General features: G+C 53.8%; 27 protein-coding genes. 5 read left to right on the top strand and 22 right to left on the bottom strand.

Translation table 11 applies throughout. The annotated features are described in order from the left end of the window. The 3 genes from FCS97_RS16270 (at position 1) to FCS97_RS16260 (ending at position 4,041) form a co-directional block, all read left to right on the top strand. The gene (locus FCS97_RS16270; protein WP_138519489.1) at positions 1–1,410 is read left to right on the top strand and encodes a sodium/proline symporter; all 1,410 of its coding nucleotides are present in this window, start codon (positions 1–3) and stop codon (positions 1,408–1,410) included. A gap of 142 nt (positions 1,411–1,552) precedes the next feature. Further along, positions 1,553–3,604, top strand: a complete 2,052-nt coding sequence (locus FCS97_RS16265; protein ID WP_138519488.1) for a histidine kinase dimerization/phospho-acceptor domain-containing protein — start codon at positions 1,553–1,555, stop codon at positions 3,602–3,604. Next, positions 3,589–4,041, top strand: a complete 453-nt coding sequence (locus FCS97_RS16260) for a response regulator (protein WP_138519487.1) — start codon at positions 3,589–3,591, stop codon at positions 4,039–4,041. Before FCS97_RS16265 ends, FCS97_RS16260 begins: the two co-directional genes overlap by 16 nt. Here FCS97_RS16260 and fliR read toward each other — a convergent pair whose 3' ends face one another. From fliR to fliF, 13 genes are all read right to left on the bottom strand, one after another. Then, on the bottom strand, positions 4,042–4,806 hold the full coding sequence (gene fliR / locus FCS97_RS16255; protein WP_138519486.1) for a flagellar biosynthetic protein FliR: 765 nt from the start codon (positions 4,804–4,806) through the stop codon (positions 4,042–4,044). It lies immediately after the preceding gene. Between the two features lie 2 nt (positions 4,807–4,808). Continuing rightward, a complete protein-coding gene (fliQ, locus tag FCS97_RS16250; RefSeq protein WP_008252485.1) occupies positions 4,809–5,078 on the bottom strand; it encodes a flagellar biosynthesis protein FliQ in 270 nt (89 codons plus the stop codon). A 35-nt stretch (positions 5,079–5,113) separates the two neighbouring features. Then, complete coding sequence (gene fliP / locus FCS97_RS16245) at positions 5,114–5,884, bottom strand: flagellar type III secretion system pore protein FliP (RefSeq protein WP_246066412.1); 771 nt, start codon at positions 5,882–5,884, stop codon at positions 5,114–5,116. After that, positions 5,881–6,390: a flagellar biosynthetic protein FliO gene (gene fliO / locus FCS97_RS16240; RefSeq protein ID WP_138519485.1), complete on the bottom strand. Its 510-nt coding sequence runs from the start codon at positions 6,388–6,390 to the stop codon at positions 5,881–5,883. Before fliO ends, fliP begins: the two co-directional genes overlap by 4 nt. A gap of 22 nt (positions 6,391–6,412) precedes the next feature. Beyond that, a complete protein-coding gene (fliN, locus tag FCS97_RS16235; RefSeq protein ID WP_138519484.1) occupies positions 6,413–6,862 on the bottom strand; it encodes a flagellar motor switch protein FliN in 450 nt (149 codons plus the stop codon). A 22-nt stretch (positions 6,863–6,884) separates the two neighbouring features. Beyond that, positions 6,885–7,931, bottom strand: a complete 1,047-nt coding sequence (gene fliM / locus FCS97_RS16230) for a flagellar motor switch protein FliM (protein ID WP_138519483.1) — start codon at positions 7,929–7,931, stop codon at positions 6,885–6,887. Between the two features lie 16 nt (positions 7,932–7,947). Next, positions 7,948–8,466, bottom strand: a complete 519-nt coding sequence (locus FCS97_RS16225; protein ID WP_138519482.1) for a flagellar basal body-associated FliL family protein — start codon at positions 8,464–8,466, stop codon at positions 7,948–7,950. 126 nt (positions 8,467–8,592) lie between these two features. After that, the gene (locus FCS97_RS16220; protein ID WP_138519481.1) at positions 8,593–10,089 is read right to left on the bottom strand and encodes a flagellar hook-length control protein FliK; all 1,497 of its coding nucleotides are present in this window, start codon (positions 10,087–10,089) and stop codon (positions 8,593–8,595) included. Then, complete coding sequence (gene fliJ, locus FCS97_RS16215) at positions 10,086–10,535, bottom strand: flagellar export protein FliJ (RefSeq protein ID WP_138519480.1); 450 nt, start codon at positions 10,533–10,535, stop codon at positions 10,086–10,088. Before fliJ ends, FCS97_RS16220 begins: the two co-directional genes overlap by 4 nt. 15 nt (positions 10,536–10,550) lie before the next feature. After that, positions 10,551–11,957 (bottom strand): flagellar protein export ATPase FliI, encoded by a 1,407-nt coding sequence (gene fliI / locus FCS97_RS16210; RefSeq protein WP_138519479.1) that lies wholly within the window; start codon positions 11,955–11,957, stop codon positions 10,551–10,553. After that, positions 11,958–12,695 carry a FliH/SctL family protein gene (locus FCS97_RS16205; protein WP_138519478.1) on the bottom strand — a complete coding sequence of 246 codons (738 nt, stop codon included), beginning with the start codon at positions 12,693–12,695 and terminating at the stop codon, positions 11,958–11,960. After that, positions 12,682–13,683 (bottom strand): flagellar motor switch protein FliG, encoded by a 1,002-nt coding sequence (fliG, locus tag FCS97_RS16200; RefSeq protein WP_138519477.1) that lies wholly within the window; start codon positions 13,681–13,683, stop codon positions 12,682–12,684. Before fliG ends, FCS97_RS16205 begins: the two co-directional genes overlap by 14 nt. A 36-nt stretch (positions 13,684–13,719) precedes the next feature. Continuing rightward, a complete protein-coding gene (gene fliF / locus FCS97_RS16195) occupies positions 13,720–15,435 on the bottom strand; it encodes a flagellar basal-body MS-ring/collar protein FliF (RefSeq protein WP_246066411.1) in 1,716 nt (571 codons plus the stop codon). A 224-nt stretch (positions 15,436–15,659) separates the two neighbouring features. Between fliF and fliE the strand changes: the two genes are divergently transcribed. Then, positions 15,660–15,983 (top strand): flagellar hook-basal body complex protein FliE, encoded by a 324-nt coding sequence (gene fliE, locus FCS97_RS16190; RefSeq protein ID WP_008252509.1) that lies wholly within the window; start codon positions 15,660–15,662, stop codon positions 15,981–15,983. Positions 15,984–16,065: 82 nt separating this feature from the next. After that, entirely contained in the window at positions 16,066–17,604 is a 1,539-nt protein-coding gene (locus FCS97_RS16185) for a helicase HerA-like C-terminal domain-containing protein (RefSeq protein ID WP_138519476.1), read from the top strand. A 15-nt stretch (positions 17,605–17,619) separates the two neighbouring features. Here the strand turns inward: FCS97_RS16185 and FCS97_RS16180 are convergent, their stop codons facing one another. The 9 genes from FCS97_RS16180 to FCS97_RS16140 form a co-directional block, all read right to left on the bottom strand. Continuing rightward, positions 17,620–18,375: a flagellar brake protein gene (locus FCS97_RS16180; RefSeq protein WP_138519475.1), complete on the bottom strand. Its 756-nt coding sequence runs from the start codon at positions 18,373–18,375 to the stop codon at positions 17,620–17,622. Next, positions 18,372–18,659, bottom strand: coding sequence for an EscU/YscU/HrcU family type III secretion system export apparatus switch protein (locus FCS97_RS16175; RefSeq protein ID WP_008252515.1), 288 nt, complete (start codon positions 18,657–18,659; stop codon positions 18,372–18,374). The genes FCS97_RS16180 and FCS97_RS16175 overlap by 4 nt, the downstream gene beginning before the upstream one ends. Further along, a complete protein-coding gene (fliK, locus tag FCS97_RS16170) occupies positions 18,649–19,905 on the bottom strand; it encodes a flagellar hook-length control protein FliK (protein WP_138519474.1) in 1,257 nt (418 codons plus the stop codon). Before fliK ends, FCS97_RS16175 begins: the two co-directional genes overlap by 11 nt. Before the next feature lie 30 nt (positions 19,906–19,935). Continuing rightward, the gene (locus FCS97_RS16165; RefSeq protein ID WP_138519473.1) at positions 19,936–20,283 is read right to left on the bottom strand and encodes a flagellar protein FliT; all 348 of its coding nucleotides are present in this window, start codon (positions 20,281–20,283) and stop codon (positions 19,936–19,938) included. Positions 20,284–20,309: 26 nt separating this feature from the next. Beyond that, positions 20,310–20,702, bottom strand: coding sequence for a flagellar export chaperone FliS (gene fliS / locus FCS97_RS16160; RefSeq protein WP_138519472.1), 393 nt, complete (start codon positions 20,700–20,702; stop codon positions 20,310–20,312). A gap of 98 nt (positions 20,703–20,800) precedes the next feature. Beyond that, entirely contained in the window at positions 20,801–22,450 is a 1,650-nt protein-coding gene (gene fliD, locus FCS97_RS16155; protein ID WP_138519471.1) for a flagellar filament capping protein FliD, read from the bottom strand. Between the two features lie 22 nt (positions 22,451–22,472). Further along, entirely contained in the window at positions 22,473–22,817 is a 345-nt protein-coding gene (locus FCS97_RS16150) for a flagellar protein FlaG (protein WP_171035352.1), read from the bottom strand. A gap of 175 nt (positions 22,818–22,992) precedes the next feature. Further along, positions 22,993–23,859 (bottom strand): flagellin N-terminal helical domain-containing protein, encoded by an 867-nt coding sequence (locus FCS97_RS16145; RefSeq protein WP_138519469.1) that lies wholly within the window; start codon positions 23,857–23,859, stop codon positions 22,993–22,995. A gap of 241 nt (positions 23,860–24,100) precedes the next feature. Beyond that, a partial coding sequence (locus FCS97_RS16140; protein WP_256366111.1) for a flagellin occupies positions 24,101–24,226 on the bottom strand: 126 nt, incomplete at its 5' end.

The following is a 24,226-nucleotide window of genomic DNA, read 5'->3' as shown; positions in this document are numbered from 1 at the left end:
TTGGCCGCAAGCTTTTTCATTTGCCTGGGCCTTGTGCTGCTGGTCGGTTTAAGTTCGGCCCGGCAGGCCAAGGCCAGTGCGGCTGATTATTTTGTGGCCAGTCGCAGTGTGCCACCGTGGCTGGTGGGTTTGTCTGCTGTGGCCACCAACAACTCTGGTTACATGTTCATCGGCCTGATTGGCTACACCTACGCAGTGGGTATTCAGTCGGTTTGGTTGATGGTGGGCTGGATTGCGGGCGACTTGATTGCTTCAAAAATTGCCCATGAGCGCATGCGCGATGAAGCAGAGCGCGTGCATGCCAATGGCATCATCAGTTTGTTGGCCCGCTGGGGCGGCACGCGAAGCCGAAGTTGGCAAATACTGGCTGCGCTGGTCAGCGTAGCCTTTCTAAGCACCTATGCAGCCGCACAAATTTCAGCGGGTGGCAAAGCACTGGAAGGCATGCTCGATATTCCCATGGCGATTGGCATGGGCATGGTGGCTGTGGTGGTGATTGCCTACAGCATCGCCGGCGGCATGCGTGCATCCATTTGGACTGATGCCATGCAATCGCTGTTGATGGTTGCATCCATGGTGGTGTTGCTGATTGCCGCGGTGAGCCATCTGGGTGGTTTGCAAGCGGTGCTTCAGCAGGCCAATGCCATTGATGGTTTCATGAGCCCACAACCCACCGGCCTGGACATTTCCGGTTGGGCTGGCCCTGTGGCTTTCGTTGTGGGCTGGATGTTTGCGGGTGCAGCAGCGTTGGGGCAGCCGCACATTGTCAGCCGCTTTCTGGCCCTGCAAAACACCCGGCAGATGAACCAGGTGCGCCTTTGGTATTACAGCTATTACCTGTTGTTTTACTGCTTTGCGACCGCAGTGGGTTTACTCAGTCGTTTGTATTTTGGTGAAAGTGCCAGCTTCGATCCTGAAATGGCCCTGCCCAACATGGCGCGCGATTTATTGCCAGCGTGGTTGGCTGGGCTGATGTTGGCAGGTATTTTTGCCGCCACCATGTCCACCGCCGATTCGCTGGTGCTGTCGTGTTCTTCTGCACTGACCCAGGATTTGCCCTCCCGGCCTTCCGAGAATCGGTGGCTGTTGAAAGCAGCCACCGGTTTAACCACCTTGTTTGCCTTGGGCATCGGCTTGTGGAGCGAGCAAAGCGTGTTCTCGCTGGTGGTTTGGGCCTGGGGTACTCTGGGTGCTGCGTTTGTCCCGATTCTGATTTGGCAAGTGCTGGGCGCCAAGCTGAATTCCCTCGCAATGCTTTGCATGTCGAGTACTGGTGTGTTTGTAACAGTGGTCTGGAAGTTTTATGGCTTTCCGAATACGGTTTACGAGGGGGCAGTGGGCATGTTCACCGCCTTTGTTTTGGGTGCAATTTTTGCAGTAAGTAGTATCCGCAGCCGGTTTAACCCTTAGCTAACCCGATTGGGGGGATAGGTGGGTCACCCCATGTTGTTAGATTATGTAAATGTCTTGCGTTGTGGCGCGGCAAAGATAGATTCACTACATTAATATCAGCACCAAGCTGAAGACAAACACACCTGGGGCGAGCAAATTCATGAATTGGCTAGTGGAGGATTTTGCATTCGCAGCAGCGGCAATTTCAGAGGCTCATCTATCCGGGTTGGCTTTTGGTTTTTTCGCCTCGCTCTTGGCCATGACAGTGGCTGTTGAAGTCAGAATCAAAAACCCGCCATTCATTGCCAATCGCCACTATCTGGTGCGTCGTGGGGTTCTGATCACCCTTTACGTTATTTCCATGTTTTTTGCTTCGGCGTTTGTGGGCTTGACCCTTCCTTCGGCAAAAGAATCCTTATTCAGTATTTCCGGTACCCTGCTTACTTTTCTGGTGTGTATCACCGTGTTTTTGTATGTGGATTATCTTGTACAGGCTGCCAAGGGCCGGGCCAAGTTGTTCATGCTGCTGTTTACTTCGCTTGGAATTCTGATCCAGTTCGTCATTCATATGGCCTTTATTTTTATTCCAAACAACCAAGAGGTAATGGAGGTTCGATGGGCAGGCCTGATTGTGATGTACATGTTTCTGTTTGTTTGCATGGGCTTGTTGAGTCGTTTTGCGCATGAAACCTCGGTAGGAAGATCAAAGCCTTTGCGAAACCGGATGGTGTACATTTTTGGCATTGTGGGCTTGAATCAAATGATTGCACTGAGCCTGATCGGTTTTGTGCACGTGGACAGCACGGATGGGCCCGTAGCATGGTACGGGCTTTGGACAGGTTGGGCAGGGTTCGAGATATTCATCAGCTTTTTTGCCTTGGTGATGATTTCGGTGTTGCTGTGCTATGTGTATGTGTTACTTGACCGATTTGTTCAGGTGCTCCAGGACGACAACCAGAAACTGCGAGACTTGAAGCGGGATGCTTTGGCCGAGGTTGAAACCACCTCGCAAAAACTGGAGCAGGAGCGCAGCCGCAATGAGCAACTGGAGAAATCAATTGAGGCTGTTCAACAGGACCGGGAAATGTCCGTTGACAGCCTGGTGGCTGCGGTAGCAACACTTGAAGACGGTGTGTTTGAATGGGACATTGAACAGGAAACGGTGGCATTCAGTTCAACCTGGCGCCGACTGTTCGGGCTGGATGAGATGGCCCAAGGGCCGTTGTCTGCCAATATTTGGCGTGCGGGTATTGTGGGTGAAGACATCAAGGGGCTTGACGCAGCCCTGCAGGCTTGCCTCACAGCCAATATGCCCAGCACCTCGGTTCAGGTGCGTTATGCAACAGCGTATGGTTCTTTGTTGAAACTTGAAATACACCTGGTGGCCGTCAGAAACGCCTACGGCTTGCCCAGCAAGGCTGTGGGTATTATCCATGACCGAACTGAGGAAATGGACCTGGAACTTTCCATTCGGGAGGAGTTGAATGAAGAGTCGCTTTTGTCGTCCAGAAAGTCCCAATTTGTGTCGTATCTGTCGCATGAAATTCGAACACCCATGACCGTGATTGGATCGGCCAAAGCACTCTTGGAAAGCTCTTTGCAGAAAGAGTCTGTGAATATTGAGTCGGCCTTGCATTACATTGATCAAATTGGCGGGGCCTTGCGTTCACTGCGTGCCTTGGTGGATGAAACACTGATGTTCATGGGGGCCAATTTCACACGCAATCATCTCAACATTACCCAGCTCGACATCAAGAAAGTTTTTTGCCATTTTTCCTCCTTTGAGCAAAGGCGCAGGCATGGGCAACATTGGCTGGAATATGAATTGCACTCCAGTCTTGAAAAATTCAGTTTTTTTTCTGACGAGTATGTGTTTACACAAACCATGCGGCAAATGTTGTCGTTTGCTGAAAGCAAAGAGTCCCATGCAGGCAAGCTGACCATCAAAATGCCCAATGAATATTCTTTGAATTTGTGCATTGAGCTGTTGGAGTGGCCTGTCTGGATGGTCAAGGGCGGGCAGTTGGAGCCGACACACGACGAGGAGACCGTGGTGCCATTCAAGGGGGAGTACCTGCCTTTCACCCTTTTGCTCACCAAACGGGTGATAAGGTTAATCAATGGGCGCCTTATGATTAAAAACCGGCGTAATCGTCACTGGTTGTGTGTTGATTTGCCGTCGTTGAAGGAGGAAGCATGCCGCGTGTCATGATCGTAGAGGATGACTTGACCATTCTCAGTAACCTCTCACAGTTACTGCAACTCAGTGGGCTGGACGTGGTGGAGGCGCATGATGGACGAGAGGCGCTCAGATTGCTTCAGGAGTGCCGCGAACAGGATGTGGCTTTGCCCAGAATGATTGTCAGCGATTTGATGATGCCCAATATGGACGGGTTTGATTTGCTTCGGGCTGTGCGTGGGGATGCTCAATTCAAGGTGCTTCCCTTTGTGCTGCTGAGCGCGCGAAGTGACGCCAGTGACCTGCAACAGGCTTTTTCATTGGGCGCCAACGACTATTTGATCAAACCTTTCGAGGTGGAACAGTTGATGGAAGTGATCCGTTATCATTTGTCGCGCGATTTGGGGCATCAGAAAGGCCCTTTGCCGGGCAAAGACTGCACGATAGACACTGACTTTTTTCTGGAGTGATCAAGCCGGGTTCAATACAGAAATGCTCAAGAGGCGACCAATTGCACTGTCGATTCCAGCAATGAAATAGGGCAAGCTGACCCACAGTATCCAAAGGCCTACGCCAATCGTGATCGAAAAGCCAATGGACATCACGTTCAACTGCGGTGCGGCGCGCGCCAGAATACCCATGACAATGTTGCTGATCAACACCGCTGCCAACACAGGCAGGGCAATTTGCAGTGCAAGCATGAACATGATGCTGCCCGCCATGGCAATGTTTTGCGTGTTGACCACCGATAAATTGGCGCTGATCGGGATCAATTCGAAGCTTTGAACCACTGCTGCGATCACCAACAGGTGACCATCAATCACCAAAAAAACCAGGCTGGCCAGCACACCCAGAAAACTGCCGATGAGCGGGGTTTGTGTTCCACGGGCCGGGTCAATGAATTGGGCAAAGGCCAAACCCATTTGCAGGCCCAGCAAATCGCCCGCCATTTCGAATGCCGCAAACACCAGGCGCATGGAAAAACCCATGGCCACACCAATCAATATTTGCTGGATCAAAACCGGAATGGCCTGCGCTGAACTCAATACGGGTGGAGCGGGTAACAGGGGCATCATCACGATGGCAATCAGTGCAGCCAGCCCCACACGGGTGCGGCGCTGCACAGTGCGGTTGTCGAACACAGGTGCGGTGGCCAGCATGGCCAGAATGCGAATGAAGGGCCACAAAAAACTGGCGATCCAGATTTCAAGTTGTTCGCCGTTGATGGGGACCATGCCTAGCCGATCACGGTGGGTATGCTCATGATCAAACGCTGCGTGTAATCCACCAGGGTGGCCAGCATCCAGGGGCCAAGCAGCAAGAGCGTTGCAAAAATACCCAGAATTTTCGGAATGAACGACAAGGTCATTTCATTGATTTGCGTGGCAGCCTGCAAAATACTGACCAGCAAACCCACCACCAGGGCCACCACCAGCAAGGGGCCTGACACCATCAGCATCACTTCCAGTGCAGACTGGCCCAAATTCAATACGGTTTGGCTGTTCATGTTCGTACGCTCAATTCAGTTTAATTCAGTTCAGTTCAAGTCTCGAAGCTGGCGACCAGCGAGCCCACCAGCAGTGTCCATCCATCGACCAGCACAAACAGCATGATCTTGAAGGGCAGTGAGATCAACATGGGCGAAAGCATCATCATGCCCATGGACATCAGCACACTGGCAACGATCAGGTCAATCACCAAAAATGGCAGAAAAATCATGAAACCGATCTGGAAGGCGGTTTTCAGTTCGCTGGTGACAAAGGCAGGAATCAAAACGCGCAAAGGCACGTCTTCCGGATTCTCCACATTTTCCACTTTGCCCAAGCGCATGAACAGTGCCAGATCGGGTTCTCGGGTTTGCTTGAGCATGAAGTCTTTCATGGGCACACTGGCCCGCTCAGTCATTTCCTGAAACTCGATTTCATTGTTGGAAAACGGCAGGTAGGCGTTTTCATACACGCGATCAAACACGGGTGCCATGATGAAAAAAGTGAGGAACATGCTGAGCCCGATGATGACCTGGTTGGGCGGCGAGTTTTGTGTGCCCAAGGCCATGCGCAACAGGGACATGACAATTACGATGCGGGTGAAGCCCGTCATCATCAACAGCAACGCAGGCAGGAAGCTGAGGAAGGTGAAAAACAGCAGTGTTTGAATGGGCACGCTGTAGTTGGTGGTGCCGTTGGCACCTGGGCTGGCGGTAACGCCGGGCAGTACCTGTTGGGCTTGCGCTTCTGGCAAGGCCAGCACAAGCAATGTGAGCAACACAGCAAGTGCACTGAACCTGCTTGTGGAGGAGTGCAGGGTATTCATGATGATTTCACCTTGCCAGCCTTCACACGTTCAAGCATTTTTGCGAAGTTGACGGCAGGGTTCTGGATTTCATCCAGTTCAATGCTGCCCGCGGGCATGGTGTGCAGGGTATTGATGCTGTTGCTGGTCATGCCCAACACCAACCAGGTGTCGCCGATTTCGACCAGCACGATTTTTTCGCGTGGCCCCAATGCGGAGGTGGCCAGCACCTTGTAAAAACCACCGCGACGTTGCTGGTTGCCAATGCCCATGCGTTTGAGCAGCCAAACCAGTGCAAGCAGCAAACCCACCACGAACAACAAGCCCAGTGTGGTTTGCAGCAGATGGCCTGCCATTGGGTTGTCGGCAGCGTTCGCCGCTGCGGGAGTGGCTGCTTCCTGCGCGTACAGTGCGCCATGAATCAACCAGGCCCCTGACAAGAACAAAAGGCGCAGGCCTTTTGAAAAAGGGTTGCGCCTTGTGATCAATTTTCCCACCGTATTCATGTTTTTTTGTTGTAGTTGCATGCCTTTGTACTGCAAAGGGGTATCAACGGTTGAGCTTTCTCAGACGCTCGGAGGGCGTGATGATGTCGGTCAATCGAATACCAAATTTGTCATTGACAACCACCACTTCGCCTTGAGCGATGAGGTAGCCGTTCACCAGCACATCCATGGGTTCGCCGGCCAGACCGTCCAGTTCAATCACGGAACCCTGAGCCAGTTGCAGGATGTGCTTTATCGGTATCTTCGTCCGACCCAGCTCAACAGTCAACTGAACCGGGATGTCGAGGATCATGTCGATGTCGTTCTGGGTGCCCGAAGCCACACTTCCGGCAAAGGGCTGGAACAAGCCAGAGGCCGGTTTCGCGTCGCTGGCCTGTGCAAACAGGTTGTCAGTGTCGCTGGTGCTGGTGGCCGTGGTGCTGGCTTGTTCGGCCAGTGCGGCTGCCCAGTCATCGGCTGCGTCGGTTGCAGTATCTACTTGCTGTTCAGACATGGTGTGTTCCTTATCTTGATCGCTATTCGTGTGTTTTTTCAGCCTGCTTGGTTTCCTTGCTCAGCAAGGCTTCCAGATTCAGCGCGTCGGCATGGGAGTCATTGCTCACAGCCAGAACTTCTTCAACTTTCAGTGCATACTGGCCACCGCTGGTGCCGTAGCTGCAATTGAACACGGGTACATTGTCCACGCGTGCTTCAATCACTTTGTCAATTTCAATCGGAATGACATCGCCAATGCGCAGTTCCATGATGTCGGCCACGGTCAGCTGTGTGCTTGCCAGGCTGGCCACCAAATCCACTTCTGCCATTTGCACCTGCTTTTTCAGCATGGTGACCCAACGTTTGTCGGGCTCGGCCTGGTCACCCTGCATGCTGGAATACAGCAAATCGCGGATGGGTTCCATCGTGGAGTAGGGAATACAAATGTGCAGCGAACCACCACCAGCGCCCAGTTCAATCGAGAATGAAGTGGTGACTACAATCTCGGACGGGGTTGCGATGTTGGCAAACTGGGTGTGCATTTCAGAGCGCAGGTATTCGGGTTTCAGGGGAAACACCGGTGCCCAGGCTTTCACAAATTCTTCCCGAATCACTTCAAGCATGCGGGCAATAATGCGCTGTTCGGTTTGAGTGAAATCGCGACCCTCAACCCGGGTGTGAAAACGCCCGTCGCCACCAAACAAATTGTCGATTACCGCAAACACCAGGCTGGGATCAAAAATGAACAGGGCGTTGCCGCGCAATGGCTTCATGGCCATGATGTTCAGGTTGGTGGGCACCACCAGGTTGCGAATGAATTCGTTGTACTTCAATACCTTCACGGGGCCGACCGAAATTTCCGGGCTGCGGCGCATGAAGTTGAACAAGCCAATGCGGATCAAGCGAGCAAAACGCTCGTTGATGATTTCCAGCGTGGGCATGCGGCCACGCACAATACGTTCCTGGGTGGCCAGGTTGTAAGGGCGAACGCCTTCAGCAGTCTCAGACGCGTCTTTCGTTTCCTCTTCGCCGTTGACACCCCTGAGCAGGGCATCGACTTCGTCTTGTGAAAGAAATTCTCCGGGCATGGCGCTGGGCTTCCTGTTACTGAATCACAAAGCTGGAAAAATGCACGTCGCGAATGCCGCGGGTGGGATCTTTCGGATCGCCTTTGATGGTGACCCGGGCCAAATCAACCAGTTCATCCATCAGCTGCTGTTTGCCTTCAATGGAGGTGAGGTTGCCGACGTTTTTGCCAGAAAGCACCAACAGAATGCGGCTGCGGATTACCGGTGTGAAGTTCTTGATTTCTTCGGCTTGTGCCGGGCCACTGACTTCATAAGTGATGCCAATTTGAAGGTAACGGGTGGTGTCTGGTTCGGCCAGGTTGACAACAAATTGGTCCATCACCACGAATGTGGGCGGGCCAACCGGTTCTTCAACCTTTTCCTCTGCAGCGCCTTCACCACCTTGACCTCCCAGCAGGAAAAATGCTGCTGCGCCGCCTGCGGCCAGCACGGTCAATACGATTGCAAGAATCAGGATCAGCTTTTTCTTGGATCCTTTTTCGGGCGCTGTGGCCTCAGGGGCTGCTGCAGCGGGTGCCGGGGCGACTCTGGCCATGCTTAACTCCGTAAGTTCAAATGCTGTTGGTGTCACTTTCAAACTCTATTGTGTCTGAAAGGTTTCCGAGCAAACCCCCGAAAAGCCGTGTTGTTTGTACCCTATTCGTTGATCAGGCCTTGCTGGTCAGGCAAACAGGTCAAGCTTGCCTTCCGGCTTTCTGGCTGTGTTTGTGGTGGCCGGTGTACCTGGTTCCGCTTGGGAATTGTCGCCATTGGCTGCGTGTTGCCCATTGCCCTGGCCCTGGCCCCGGTTTTGGTCAAACTGCGCTTGACCCTGGTTGGCCTGACCCTGCGGGTTTGGCGTGTTGCCGTGTTGAACTTGAACCTGGTTCAGTTGCAGGCCGTTTTGGGCCAGTACTTCCTTCAGGCCGCCCAGGGCTTGTGTCAACAGGTTGGCCGAGGCTTCATCTTGCGTGCGAATGACGAGTTGAACCTGCTGACCTTTTTGCACAAGGCGCATGTTCATGGGGCCAAAACTTTCGGGGTTCACGCGGATGTCCACCGTCGACAAATTCTTGCCGATGGCCCATTGCACGGTTTGTCCCAGTTCCTTGGCAAAGCCGGGTTGATTCACTGGTGTTTTGATCAAGGCCTGCTGTGCGCTACCCGCTGTGCCGGTGAGGCCGTTTGTTCCCGCTGCAATGCCGGTGGCTGTGCCTGTGGATTGCAGGTTGCCTGCCGCCAGAATTTTCTGGCCCACTTTCAAACCTTCTTCGCCAAAGCCCTCGCTAATGCCTTTTGCCTGCTGGGCAATTTGTGGCGCAAGTTGGGCTGCCACCGCGTTGGTGTTGCCAGTCACGGCGCTTGTGTTGCTTGTGGTGGCTGACTCATTGCGCACTTGTACCGAGCTGTTGGCCAGCGCTGCATCTGCTTTCAGCTGGGCTGTGGTTTTGACCTCAGGGCGTGATTTGTCCAAACCGGGCTGCTCTGCCGGGGTGTTCTGTTCTGTGCTGTTCAGGGGCGATGTGCCTGGAGGCAACTCAGCGCCAAGACTGGCTTTTGCGTCCAGCGGCTTTTCCTGGGCAACAGGGCTGTTGGTGGCACTGGCCAATGGGGTTTGGGTGTCTTGTCTGCTGCTGGAAGCCGCCATGCGGGCTGTGTCAGCTGTTGCTTCGGTGGCCGACGCTTTCTCAGGGGTGGCGGGTGTGTCCGCTGCCTTGGTGGTGTCGCCAGCTGTGGCCTTCCTGTCGGTATTGTTGTCAGGTGCTTTCTCTGCTGTTTTTTCTGCTGTTTTTTCGCTTGCACGCGGTGCACTTTCAGGTGCGGAAGCCTGCTTCACAGGCTCAGCGGTTTTGGCCGTGGCTTGCGTTGCTGCTTGTTGCGCGGGTGCAGCTTGCATCCAGTTGCGTTGCGCCCACACAGCTGCCTGCGCGGCTTGTGCGGCCTCGGCGTTGGCTGTGCTGTCGTTGTTTTTCTTGGGTTTGTCTTGTTTGTACAAACTCTCCCGCAACTGGTTTTCAATGCTGTTGAGTTGGGCCTTGGGCGCCGATTGGCCCATGGCTGAACTGAACAAGTCATTGAAATTCAAGCCGGGCTCTTCCTTACCCGGCTTGGGCTTGTTGCTGTTATTGGCAGTTTGTACTTTGTTGACGTTGTTCATGGCTTGAGTGCTCGAGGTCATGAGGGTTCCCCTGCGGTGTGAACCCGGTAAATACGCGCTGCATATTCATCATTCATTTTTTGATCACGCTTGTTTTCAAGCTTCGCCTGTTTGATTTTTTCACGTTCCACCAAGGCTTCAAACTTGCGCTGCTCGGCCAGTGCTTCTTGCCACTGGGTGCGCTGGTGGGCCAGGGTGGTGTTCAGGAATTCGATTTCACGGGTTTGCTGTTCAATGGCTTGGGTAATTTTTCCGACAAAGGCCAATTGGTTGCGCAGTTGTTGACCTGTCATGCCAGTGGTGGCCTTGTTGTGCATGCCGCCTTCGCATTCGTCGCGGTAGGTTTGCAACATGTTCAGTTTGTCTTGACCTAGCACCAGCTTTTGCTGGGTGCTGGCCATTGCTCGGGCCAGGTTGTCGGCCTTTTCGCTGGCCTGTTCAATCAGGATTTGCAGCACATTGCTCATGGGCGTCCAAGCGGTTTAGTGTTTGTCGTTCTTGAATTCATTGGGAAATAACGATTGAAGGCCTGACAGCGCTTCATCGAAACTTGCACTCTCTAACATTGACTGTTGCAGCAGGTTTTCAATCTTTGGATAAAGGGCCAAAGAATGGTCCAATTGCGGGTCTGCCCCCGGCGCGTAAGCGCCCACGGTGATCAGGTCTCGGTTGCGCTGCACTTTCGAGAAGGCAGCTTTCAGGCTGCGGGCCGCATTCAGGTGGCCTGCGGGCACAATGTTGTGCATGGCGCGTGAAATGGATTGTTCAATGTCAATGGCCGGGTAGTGGCCGCTTTCAGCCAACTGGCGCGACAGCACAATGTGACCGTCGAGAATGGCGCGGGCGGAGTCTGCAATGGGGTCTTGCTGGTCATCACCCTCGGTCAACACCGTGTAAAACGCGGTGATCGATCCACCGCCTTTGCGGCCATTGCCAGCGCGTTCAACCAGTGTGGGCAGTTTGGCAAACACGCTGGGCGGGTAGCCTTTGGTGGCAGGGGGCTCGCCAATGGCCAGTGCAATTTCGCGTTGCGCCATGGCATAACGAGTTAGCGAGTCCATGATCATGAGCACGTTGTGGCCCTGATCCCGAAAATGCTCAGCCACCACCTGGGTGTAGGCTGCGCCTTGCATGCGAAGCAGTGGGCTGACGTCGGCTGGTGCAGCAATCACCACGCTGCGTTTCAGGCCTTCTTCGCCCAAAATCTGTTCAATGAATTCTTTCACTTCTCGGCCACGTTCGCCGATCAGGCCAACCACCACACGGTCGGCTTTGGTGTAACGGGCCATCATGCCCAGCAACACCGATTTACCCACTCCAGAACCGGCCATCAGGCCAATTCGCTGGCCACGGCCAACGGTTAATAGGGCATTGATTGCGCGCACGCCCACGTCCATTGGTTCGGTAATGGGTTCGCGTTCCAGCGGGTTGATTGGGCGTGCAGCCAAAGGGCTGCGCTTTTCGAATTTCAACTCGCCCAAGGTGTCCAGCGGGCGGCCATTGCTGTCGACTACCCGGCCCAACAGGCTGTCGCCCACGGGCAGGTGTTTGGTTTTGTCTTCGGGCCTGCGCCAGGGGTGGGCTTTGACACCCAGTTTGGGTGCGATGGGTGGGGGTTCTTGGGCAATCACCTTGGCGCCGGGTGTCATGCCGTGCACATCGGTGGCAGGCATCAAAAACAGCTTGTCGCCGTTAAAGCCAACCACTTCGGCTTCAAGTGGTGGGGCGCCTTTTTGCACCACAGTGCACACGCTGCCCACGGGCAGTTTCAGGCCCACGGCTTCCATCACCAAACCGGCCACACGGGTCAGTTTGCCTGTAGCAATTTGGGGTTGGCTGTGTTCAACCAGAAATTTGCATTCGTCAATCCATTCCAGCAGGTCGGCCATTTACTCAGTGTCCTCTGGGCTTAATGGGTTGTTGCGGCCCAGGGCTTCGATGGCTCTCAGCCAGCGGGTTTGCAGCGTGGCATCCACTTCGCCTTCCGGGTGTTGAAGCAGGAAGCCGCCTTGCAGTTGCTTGGGGTCTTCGATCAGGCGCAGGTTGCCCAGCATTTGCTGGTCACCAAACTGCGCCTCAAGTACGCGGATGGTGTTGGGGTGGGCACGCAGCGTGACTGCTTTGCCGTGCAACTGCATGCTTTCCAGCACGTGGTTCAACAACTCGGCAGCCTGCTCGGGGTGCATGGCGAGGGTGTCGCCGATCACTTTTTTGCTGACCAGCACGGCCAGGTCAAGCAGCTTTTCCGAAAGCTCGCTTTTGAAGCGCTCGAATTCTTCTTCCATGGTGGTGGCCGCTTGAACCAGCACCACACGTTCATTGTGTGCCGCGTTCCAGCCTGCCTCGTAGCCCAGTTGTTGACCGCGTTCTTCAGCCTGCTTCAGGGTGTCTTTCTCGAGTTCTTCCAGCTGTTTCTCGCGGCGTGCCAACGCCGCTTCCCATTCTTTCAAGCGCAGTTCTTCCTCGGTGGGGGCTGCGGGTGGGGCACTGGTTTCTTTCTGGTGTCGGTCAATTTCCGCCATCATGCGGTCAACCGGGTTCTCGTAGCGTGAGCCAATCAGCTCAACTGACCAGTTGGGCAATTCAGCGGCATCAAGGCCGCGAATAATGCGGTTAGATGAACGCATCTTCACCGCCTCCGCCCAGTACTACTTCGCCTGCATCGGCCAGTTTTCTGGCCACTTTCAATACATCTTTCTGTGCCGCTTCCACCTCGGAGAGGCGAACCGGGCCGCGGCTTTCGAGGTCGTCGCGCAGCGCTTCTGCCGCACGGCTGGACATGTTCTTGAACACCTTCTCGCGAATGGCTTCGTCGGCGCCTTTCAGTGCAATCACCAGCAGGTCACTTTGAACGTCACGCAGAATGCTCTGCATGCCGCGATCGTCAATGTCGAGCAAGTTATCGAAGGTGAACATTTCATCCTGAATGCGCTGGCTGAGTTCGTTGTCGTATTCGCGAATGGTGTCGAGCACTGTTTTTTCGGAGGTGGTACCCACGAAGTTCAGAATCTCCGCCGCAGCACGCACGCCACCCAGGGTTGTTTTCTTCAGCTTGTCGCCACCTGCCAACACTTTGGACAGCACGTCATTCAGTTCAAGCAATGCATTGGGCTGAATGCCATCGATGGTCGCAATTCGCAGCACCACATCGCTGCGCAGTCGATCGACAAACAGATTCAAAATTGCAGCGGCAAAGTCGCGTTCCAGGTGAACCAGAATGGTGGCAATAATTTGGGGGTGTTCGTTTTTAATCAGTTCGGCCACTGTGCCCGGGTCCATCCACTTCAGGCCTTCAATGCCAGAGGTGTCGCTGCCCTGCAAAATACGGTCTAACAGAAAACCGGCCTTGTCTTCACCCAGGGCGCGAGTCAACACGCTGCGAATGTAGGCATCCGAATCCAGACCCAATGCACTTTGACTTTGGGCAATTTGCACCACTTCCCCCGCAATTTCTTCAATGCGGTCGATGGGTACATCTTTGGTTTTCGACATTTGCTGGCCCAGCTTTTGAACTTCTTTGGGGCCCAGGTATTTGAATACTTCTGCGGCTTCTTCCTCGCCCAAGCTGAGCATCAGGATTGCGCCTTTTTGAATGCCGAGTTCGCTTTCTGCCATGGTCTTGATTCCTTGTTGTGCTTCGTCAGGCGGGCCTTAGCCGTTCTGTGTTTCGCCGTTGACCCAGTTCTTCACGATGCTGGCAACAATTTGTGGGTGTTCTTTGGCCAATTGGCGCAGCTTTTCCATTTTCTCCTGGCGATTCATGCCGGGCAGGGTGCCTTCGCGTTGAAGCTGCTCAAGCAACTCTGCGTCGTTGTCGCCGCCCACCTGGTTGGCCAGCAAAGGCATGCGTTGGCCAGGCAGCAGTTCAGGGCCTTCGTCGAACAAATCAACTTCGGCGGGTTTCATCATGGGGCGGAACAGGCCGAACACCAGAATGGCTGCAATCAGTGCAATGCCAATTGGCATGCCCAATGATTTCGCCAGGTCCATGGTTTCCTGTTGTGCCCACATGGGGATTGTTGCTTCTTCAACTTTGGTGAAGGCCTGGTTCACCACATTCACGGCATCGCCACGTTGTTCGTCAAAGCCAATGGCTTGCTTCACCAAACTGTCCAGCTGCGTGATTTCCTCGGGTGTCAATGGCACCTGGCGTGTTTCGCCGCGTGGGTCAGTGATTGTTTTGTAGTTCACCACCACGGCGGCTGAGAGGCGTTCAATTTTGCCCACTTGCGATTTGGTGTACTGCACCGATTTGTCCACTTCGTAATTCACGGTGGAGTCTTTGCGGGTGCTGCTGTTGGTTTGTGTGGCGCCGTTGTTGCCATTGGCCAGGGCCTGCTGCGGGTTTTGTCCAATGTTGGCAGCTGCCTCGCCCGGAGGCGTGTTGGCCATGACGCCAGGAATGCCCTGGGGGTTGGCGTTGCTGCTACCGTCGTTGGACTCGCTGATTTGCTGGCTGCGAATGGTGGCCTGTGTGGCGTCGCCATTGGGTTTGTAAATTTCGTCGGTGCGCTCAGAAGTGGAATAGTCCATGTTCGCAGTCACCGTGGCGCGCACGTTTTCGCTGCCGAACACCGGGCTGAGAATGTCAACAATGCGGCTGGTCAGGCTTTGTTCAATTTGATTGGTGTAGGCCAGTTGCGTGGGGTTCAAACCACTTTCCAATTGTGTTTTGCCAGTGAGCAAGCGACCGGATTGGTCAACGATGCTGACATCCTCCGGGTTCATGCCGGGCAGGCTGGAGGCCACCAAATGCACAATGCCGTTGATTTGCGGCTCCGACAGCGTGCGGCTGCCAAACAGGTTCAGCACAATAGAGGCGCTGGGGGTTTGTTTTTCACGAATGAAAATGGATGGCTTCGGAATGGCCAAATGCACACGGGCACTTTGCACGGCCGAGATGGATTGAATGGAGCGAACCAGTTCACCTTCCAGTGCTCGCTGGTAATTCACTTGTTCCTGAAACTGGGTAATGCCCAGCTTCTGGTTGTCCATGGCTTCAAAGCCGCTCACGCTGCCTTTGGGCAGGCCTTGGCTGGCCAGGGCCAGGCGGGTGTCGTACACCTTGTCGGAAGGCACCAGAATGGCCGTGCCCGCAGTGTTGAACTCATAAGGCACTTTCATTTGGGTCAGTGCCTCAACAATGGCACCACCGTCCTGGTCGTTCAGGCCACTGAATAACACACGGTAACTGGTCTGGTTGGCCCACATCAGCAGGGAGGCGATCATGGCGATCAGCAATGGCACGCCAATCAGGATACCCATTTTGTTTTTCTGGGGCAGTGTTGCGAAACGTTGCTGCATATTGGTAATCGGGTTGTTGCCAACCGGGCCGATCACTTCGGGGCTGCTGAGAGCTTCTGCCATGTAATACCTGCATGTGGGTTAAATATTGTTCTACCCATGCATTGTGCTTTGGCCGGTGCGCAAGCAAACCGGTAAAAAGGGGGCCTTAACGGCATCTATTTCAAAAACTTGAGGGTGGTGTTTAAAAAATAAGGGGGGTTTTGCCCCTTGTTTGCGGCAATGGCTTACCCCGCTTGCCTGTACAAAGAGAGGGTACAAACAATAATTCCGCGTTGGAGTGTTTTATGATCGACAAAATGGGGGCCGTGAGTGGCCTGTTAAGCAGTGCGGTAACCGATGCGATTAAAAGCCCGTCGCTGACCAGCAAGCCACAGGCCCTGGACCAGGCTTCGTTTGCGGATGCAATTGCCAAGGCTTTGGAAAGCGCAAGCCTGTCGGCTGACAAGGCTGCCGACCTTGGAAAGCGCTTGCAGATGGATGACCCGACAGCCTCGGTGGAAGAAACCGTGATTGCCATGAATACATCGTCATTGCAATTCACGGCGGTGGTTCAGGCCCGCAACAAAATTCTTCAAGCCTACAACGACATCATGAACATGCCTGTTTAATGTTTTGAATTCGTTCTGAATTCCAGAGAGGCTGTGGCACAATCCAATTCATCGAACCCATTGATGAATTGGAGCCCGGCCCATGATTGCACCTTTCCCGATTGCCCGCGACAACCGCGCTGAAACAGCAACTGACTTGCACATGTTGCCTCAGCTTGCCAACCGGCATGGTTTGATTACAGGTGCAACCGGTACGGGTAAAACTGTCACTTTGCAGGTGCTGGCTGAAGCCTTTTCGCGAATTGGTACACCGGTGTTTATGGCCGATGTAAAGGGCGACCTGACCGGTATTTCACAGCCCGGAAAAACCTCCCCGAAATTTGAAGAGCGCATGAAAATGACGGGCATTCCCGTGCCAGAATTTGCTGGCAGCCCGGTCACTTTGTGGGATGTGTTTGGTGAGCAGGGACACCCTGTGCGTGCCACCATTTCCGACATGGGACCTTTGTTGCTGGGCCGTTTGCTGGGTTTGAACGACACACAGGAAGGCGTGTTGAACCTGGTGTTTAAAATTGCAGACGACAACGGCATGTTGTTGCTGGATTTGAAAGACCTGCGTGCGATGCTGCAATACGTGGGCGAAAATGCCAAGCAGTTCACCACCGAATACGGCAATGTTTCTTCAGCCTCGGTGGGGGCGATTCAACGTGGCTTGCTGGCCCTGGAAGGGCAGGGTGCCGACAAGTTTTTCGGCGAACCCATGCTGAACATCGATGACCTGATGCAAACCGACTCAAACGGCAAGGGCATCATCAACATTCTGGCCGCCAATCAGTTGATGAATTCGCCAAAGTTGTATGCCACGTTTTTGCTGTGGTTGTTGTCTGAATTGTTTGAGAATCTTCCCGAGGTGGGCGACGTCGAAAAACCCAAAATGGTGTTTTTCTTTGACGAAGCACACCTGCTGTTCACCGATGCACCCAAGCCTTTGATTGAAAAAGTGGAGTTGGTGGTTCGCCTGATCCGTTCGAAAGGTGTGGGTGTTTATTTCGTGACGCAGAATCCCCTGGATGTACCCGATTCTGTGTTGGGGCAGTTGGGCAACCGGGTTCAGCATGCTTTGCGTGCTTTCACACCTCGCGACCAGAAGGCAGTGAAAGTGGCTGCTGAAACCATGCGCCCCAACGCGGGGCTGGACATCGAGGCAGCCATTACTGAACTGGGAGTGGGCGAGGCCTTGGTCAGCTTTCTTGATCCCAAGGGCACACCAAGCCCCACTTGCCGTGCCTGGGTTTATCCACCGGCCAGCAAGTTTGGCCCGGCCAGTCCCGAGCAGTGCAAGGAATTGATTGCCAATTCACTGGTGGCGGGTGTGTACGAGAAAACGGTGGACCGTGAATCGGCATTCGAGATTCTCAAAGCACGCACCGAGCAGGCCATGGCGGCGCAGAATGCAGCGGAAACACCTGCTGCAAAAGGCACACAAACTGCCGAGGAAAAAAGCACTTTGAGTGGATTGGGTGACATGTTGTTTGGCACCAGTGGCGCAGGCGGTCGGAAGCGCCAAAGTGTGGCCGAGAGCATGGCAAAAAGTGCGGCGCGCAGCATCGGTTCACAAGTTGGCCGCGAACTGATGCGCGGTATTCTGGGTTCGCTAATGGGGGGCAGCAAGCGCCGTTGATTGGCGCTTGATCCTTTAGTCGATTGAATGCAAGTTTGCGCGCTGTCTGCGTTCGGTGGCCAGTAGAAATCTTTGCAGGCGTCGCTCAGCGCCTTTTTCAAGGGGTTTCATTTCACATCCAAGTTGTACCATCTCCGGGTGGTCTGCCAAGGGTTTGATGTTTCGCACCACCAGTTCCACCAGCATGCTGCCATCACCGTCGGGCAATGTCAGGCGAACATCCTTGATTACTTCACCCGCCTGGTGCTGGCTGGGTGCAGATTGCAGGTTCAATCCGCAGCCGGCAAGGCTGATGTCAATCAGGCTGATTGGGCTGCTCACCGATGGAATTTCAAGTTTCACTTGCGCATTCAATTCCTCGTCGGCCATTACGCGGAAGTAATTGCGCCGCTGCAAGCGAACGATTGTTTTGGGTATGGCAATTCGCAAGGCGTCGGCACCCTGATACTGGCTTTGTAAAATACCCATGCCAGCAAACTGTACCTTGACACCATCGGGAAAGCTGACCATGACATACGCTGTGGAAGCGTTGCAGTGGGCACTGAGTGATTTTTCATACGGTGTACCCAGCCACATCAGGCCACTGGCCCAATCAATGTTCAGTATTTCGGTGACAAACTGGGTGTGGTTCGATTGCAGGTAAACATACAACTCATGCTCGTCTTCCTCAATGGTGTTGAGGAGTTTTTTCAAGGTGGGCAATGCGCTTAAACTGAACTCTTCAAGAAGCTTTTGATCGCGTTCGGGTGAAATGCTGGTGTTGTGACTCATGACTTTCCCTCTGTACTGAATTCTTTGTTTTCTATTTGATACACCCAGGCCAACAATTCCGCAATTGCCTGGTACAAGCCAGGTGGAATTTGTTGGTCAAGATCGACATTCATCAGCAACGAAACCAGCTCGCGGCTTTCATGAACAAACACCCCCGATTCTTTCGCTTTCTGGATAATTTGTTCAGCAATCAAGCCCTGACCTTTGGCCACCACTTTTGGTGCGCCCGAGTGTTCAAGGTAAGCCAGTGCCACGGCTTGTTGTGGGCTCAGTTTATTCGCCAATTTCAAACCCCGTGGGAACCATGAACTGACCGTGAACCAGCTTCAAGCCCTTGTCCTCCATGGCTTGCCGAAAGGTTTGCCAATGGGGATCAATCGCTTGTTTGCTGTGCGCAGGCCCGGTTATTTGTACGTCACATTGTGAACCTACCATGCGCACCCGAACATTCAGTTCACCCAAATGTGCCATGTCCAGCTTCAAGCGTGCAACCCAGGGACGTGCGGCTTCTTCACTGTTTTGTTCCTCTTGTTTGGGGGCGTCTTCGTGGTCGGGTTCAATGTCAATTTGAACTGGATGCCCCAACAAGCCACTGAGCGCCAGTGAGATGCGGTTGTTGTCCAGTGCGGCCAGTTGTGCGGTCACCAGTTTGACCGATTGCTCCGCTGCTGCCGGGTTCAGTCCTTTCTCGGAAATGACTTGCTCTTGACCGAATCTGGCCTGGGGCTCTTTTGTAATTTGATCCGTGCTGCGTTGTCCGTTGGCCCATTGTTGCAGGTGCGATTCATAAAACAAGCCACTGTTTTCAACGGCAGCACTCACCTGTTTCGCCAGTACGCCAGCCAGGCTGTTGTTCAGCGCGCTGCTCAGCGTGTTTGCAGTGTTCAATGCAGTGCTTTGCTGGGCAGGAGCACGGGCAGCATCGGGTGTTGCCTTGTCTGGTTCAGCAAGCAAACTGCCCGGTACGGTGGCTTGTGTTTGAAATTGGGTGCTTAACTGCTTCAGGCTGGTCATCACTGAAGTGGACACCTGGGTGGGCGAGCCCTGTCCCAGGCGTTCAAGCAGGCCAATCAGGCGTGCGGTTCCCGAAAGCCGATCCACAAAACTGGGTGAATCCTGTGCTTCGCCATCGTCAGTGATTGTGGGCAATGTGGTTAGCAGGTTGCGGGCATCGACTATCTTTTTTCCGCCACTGGTGCCACCGGCGGACAAGTCATCGCCTTTGCCGGACAGCGCAAAGGCAACGGTGACCATTTCACCGGCAGTCAGTTGTCGCCCCGGGGGCAATTTAACCTGAATGTTTTGGCCCGCAAATTCAAGTTCTGCCTCGTTGCCTGGTCCGCCTTTGACAACACGGACCAATGCAGTTTGCCCGGCAAGCTGTTGGGCTTGGGGCAGGGGCAGCTGACGGGTCAGTATGGCAACAACAGGCGCGATTTCGCCTTTGCCGGAACTGACCCGGTCACCCGGATTGGATTGAAGAACGGAATTGACGTTGGGTGGAGCCGATTTAACCGGGGTTAATGTCATGTCTCACACCCGTTGCTTTAGCGCAATGGCTTAGTTGGACCCATAAGAGTTGCTGAGTTTCTGCGAGTTGTTGGCTGCGCGAAGAAATTCTTCCAACTGCTTAAGGCGGGGTTCAGTGATGTCACGAATGGCAGCATCATCGGCCAGAATTTTTTTCAGATAACCAATGTGCTCACTGCGTTCTTTCTCGTTCAATTCAGTTTGTTGTGCTTCCTTGATGGCTTGAAGCTCGTGGATCAGCCTTGAGCACTGTTCTTCAGCAGCGCACAGCTCATCCCAATTTCCAGCCTTGGCCGAATCAAGCATCACTTGGCTTTGATTCGCTATGGCGGCGTACAGCTTCATGATTGCACCGTTGTTGTCTGTCGCGAAGATCATGGTCGAGAGCGGTCCTCAATAATTTGTTATGGTTTGGTGGCAGTTTGACCGATTTCCAGCCAGGCGCTGCGCAGGTCATCCAGCAAGGCGATGCAGGTGTCCATGCGTTCAGGGCTGTTCTGGGCGTTGGCCAAAATCAGTTCTTTGCCAATGTAGTCGTACAGGGATAGCAGTTGCTGGGCCAGCGCACCGCCGGCGTTCACGTCGAGTGATGCAGTCAGGCCGTCCTTGATGATGCGCAGGGCTTTGTCCACCGATTTGGTCTTCATTTCGATGTTCTGCATTTCCAGATAAATTTTGGCCTTGCGAATGGCCTCGATGGCTCCTTCGTAAAGCATCACAATCAGGCCATGTGGCGAGGCACTGTTGATGCCTGTTTCCAGTCCCACTTGTGCATATGCTTTTGCGCCGTACATCATGGTGCGATCACTCGGTAATTTGTCTTAAACAAATAGTAGGGTCAGTGCCCCCTGTTTGATCTGGCTAAAAACAGGGGTTTTAGGGCACAGTTCCGCGCTTACCGCTGTTGGGCAAGTGCAGCCAGTTGCTGGCTCAGATAAGAACTCGTCTGCTGCATGCTGGCCAACATGGCGTCCAGTGCGGAGAATTGGGCGCGGTAGCGTTTTTCAACCTGTTCAAGGCGCAGGTTAATGCGGTCTTCCTGATCGTCCAGGCGAGACTTTCGACTGCTCAGGCCGTCGGTTCTGGATACCAGGGTGCCACCCTCATCAGTCAGGCTGCCGATCCAGTCACTGAGCCGCTCGGCGAGGCCTTTGCTGAAGGTGATGGAACCCATCGCACCTGATTCACCTTGCACCACTGAAAACTGCAAGCCTTCGGCAGGGTTGCCCGTGGCGCCAGTGAGCACATTGCCTGTGCCCGTTCCTGCGATGCCGTTGATTGTGCCGGCAATGGTGTTGCTGCCATCGTAGGCGGTGTCGATGTTGATTGCGTAAGTGCCTTCCTGTGTATTGCTGGACGCCCCAAGGTATTTCACACGCGCATCGGTTGTGGTTGCGGTGTTTGCAAATACTTTTTCCAGAATGGAGGGGTCGGCGGCCACCGCGGTGTCTAGTTTTGATTTGTTCAGCGAGAGCACACCGTCTTTGTCAAAACTCAAGCCAATGTCGCTTAAGCCGATGCCGTATTGCGCAACCTGTTCACGCAAAATATTGCGCAAGCCACGTTCAAGTGTTGAAGGTGTTGTTTCCTTGGACAGTGTCGCGTCCTTTTGCTGCTGGTCTTTCAGGTTGCCGCGTATTTTGTTGTAGGCAGCAACGAAACCATCCAGTGTGGTTTTCAAGGCCGTGTCGTCCAGACCCACTTCCAGATTGATGGGCGATGTGGTTTGGGCCTTCAGGTTCAGGGTCAGGCCTGCCACAGCATCGGTCACCGTGTTGCTGGCTTTGCTGACTGGCAAATTGTTGATCGTGAAGTTGGCATTCTGTGCCACTTGCAGTGTGTCTGCATTTTTACCTGCACCTGCGGCAGCAGTGGGGTCGTAGGCCAGAAGGGAAAGACCGGTGGTGTCGGTGTTGTTACCATCGGCATCGGCCACTTCCAGCTTGAATCCGTTGACAGCACCGGTGTCCTTGCTGGTCAGCACCAGGCGCGAGCCTGCACCATCGTTGACGATGGAGGCTGTAACACCCGCGTCTGAATCGTTAATCGCTTGTTTGATGCCTTCAAGGGTTTGTTGGCCTGTGCCAATGTTGATGGTCACGGGGGTTTTGTCGGCATTGTTGGTGAAGGTGTTGGTGCCGGAATCGTAGCTGCCCAAGGTAATCGTGAGGCTACCTGTACCCACTGTGGTGTCGGCTGTGGCTACACCCAGTGCCGCAACGCTTTGAGCCTTGGCCAGTTGGCTGACTTCAATGCTGTAACTGCCTTTGGCACTCGCCGCACTGGCGGTGGCAGACACTATTTTGTCGTCGCTTGATGTGGCTTTCAGGGGGTTCAGGTTGTTCAGGCTGCTCAGCTTGTCTGCGGCAGTTTTCAAGTCGGCGAACGAATTTTTGATGATGCCGTAAATTGAAATTTTGGTGTTGATCGCTGTGCGTTCCTGGCTCACTTTGCCCAAAGGAATGCGCTCGGCGGCCATCAAAGAGCTGATGATGCCCTCAATATCCAGCCCTGAGCCGATACCTGCAGATGAAATTCCTACCATGACTTCTTCCCCTTGTTGCGCTCTAGACTTCGCGAGACATTAGAACGCCTTGCATTTTCTCGATGGCTTTTGCGATTTTCAGCATTTCAACCGATGGAATCTGTTTCAAAACTTCCTGGGTTTCCCGGTCCACGATTTGAACAATTGGTTTTCCATTGTCGCTGTCGACCAGAAATTTCAGGTTGGACTGATTGCTGGCCAGGGCCGCGTTGGCCTTCTGAACCACTTCAAGCACTTCGCCCACGGTCAATTCAGCCTTCCCACCCATGGGCGGTTTGACTTCCGTATTCTGGACGGGTCTAGTGTTCGTTGCGTCCTGCGGCTTTTGCAGGGCAGTTGCATAATCAGCCATGTTTGAAATATTCATTTTCGCCACCTTTGCGAATTTTACGAGGCCACAACAAGCCCCCATGACTTGATTAACGGCAGGTTTAGGGGTTTTCTTTAACGTTAAAAGCCCGGTGAGCTTGATTCACCGGGCTTTTTGTTTGATTTGAACCCGCTTTTGGCGGGTTCTTGTCACTGATCAGACTGGGTCTGAATTAACGCAGCAGGCTCAACACGTTGTTGGGCAGCTGGTTGGCCTGGGCCAACATGGCAGTACCGGCCTGTTGCAGAATCTGTGAACGGGTCAGGTTCGCAGTTTCCTTGGCGAAGTCAGCATCCATGATTCGGCCACGGGCAGAACTCAGGTTGCTGCTGGTGGTTTCCAGTGAGGAAACAACTTGTTCCAGACGGCTCAGGCCCGCACCAGTGGTCGCGCGCAGGTTGGTGATGTCGTCAATCGCAGTGTCGATGGTGTCAATCGCGGTTTCTGCGTTGGCGGCAGTGTCTACACCACCGAAGGCGGTCACGATTGCGGCTTGAGTTGCGCCACCCAGGGTGGTTTGCAGGTCATTACCGGCAGCCAGGCCATCGTCTGTCAAGTTCACGTTCAGTGTGTCAGCAGCATCGTTGCCGGAACCAATCTGCAATTCAACAGACTTGTTGGCTGCGGCAAAAACGTTGTTGTCGTTGAAGGTGGTACCTGTTGCAACACGGCCCACTTCATTGGCCAGTTCTACAAATTCACGGTTCAGGTTCAAGCGGTCGGTGTCGTTCAAGGTGCCGTTTTTGGCCTGAACGCCCAATTCACGCATACGCTGCAGGTTGTCACTGATTTTACCCAGTGCGCCGTCGGCCACTTGCAACAGTGAAATACCGTCGTTGGCGTTGCGAGCTGCGACATCGAAGCCGCGGATTTGTGCGGTCATGCGTTCTGCAATGGCCAGGCCGGCAGCGTCGTCTTTGGAGCTGTTAACACGCAAGCCAGAAGACAGGCGAGCGATTGAAGTTTCAAGGGAGCTGGCAGATCTGCTCAGATTGTTTTGTGCACCCAATGAAGGTGCGTTGGTATTGATGCCTAACATATAGGACCTCCTAGCGGTTGAGTTGACATGACCTGTGTGAAGGGTTATGTCGCTTTGGGTTACTTAACCCTTGTACAGTTTCTTTTACTGACAATTCGATTAACGGAGGTTTTCAGTCAAACTTAAGAGAATTAATTAAATTATTTAAATAATCTTAATTGCTTTTAAAATAGAAAAAGGATTATCCACCCTGAAGGGCGGATAATCCTCTATTAATAGCGCTGTCGTGTGGTTTATTTCATTACTGCAACAGGCTCAGAACGTTGTTGGGCAACTGGTTGGCCTGGGCCAGCATGGCGGTGCCAGCCTGCTGCAAAATCTGTGAGCGGGTCAGTGCTGCCGTTTCCTTGGCGAAGTCTGCGTCCAT

It is taken from the genome of Limnobacter alexandrii (assembly GCF_005871185.1).
GTDB lineage: Bacteria > Pseudomonadota > Gammaproteobacteria > Burkholderiales > Burkholderiaceae_B > Limnobacter > Limnobacter alexandrii.
The sequence above is the reverse complement of the archived record's forward strand: the minus strand, read 5'-3'. Positions and strand labels throughout refer to the sequence as shown.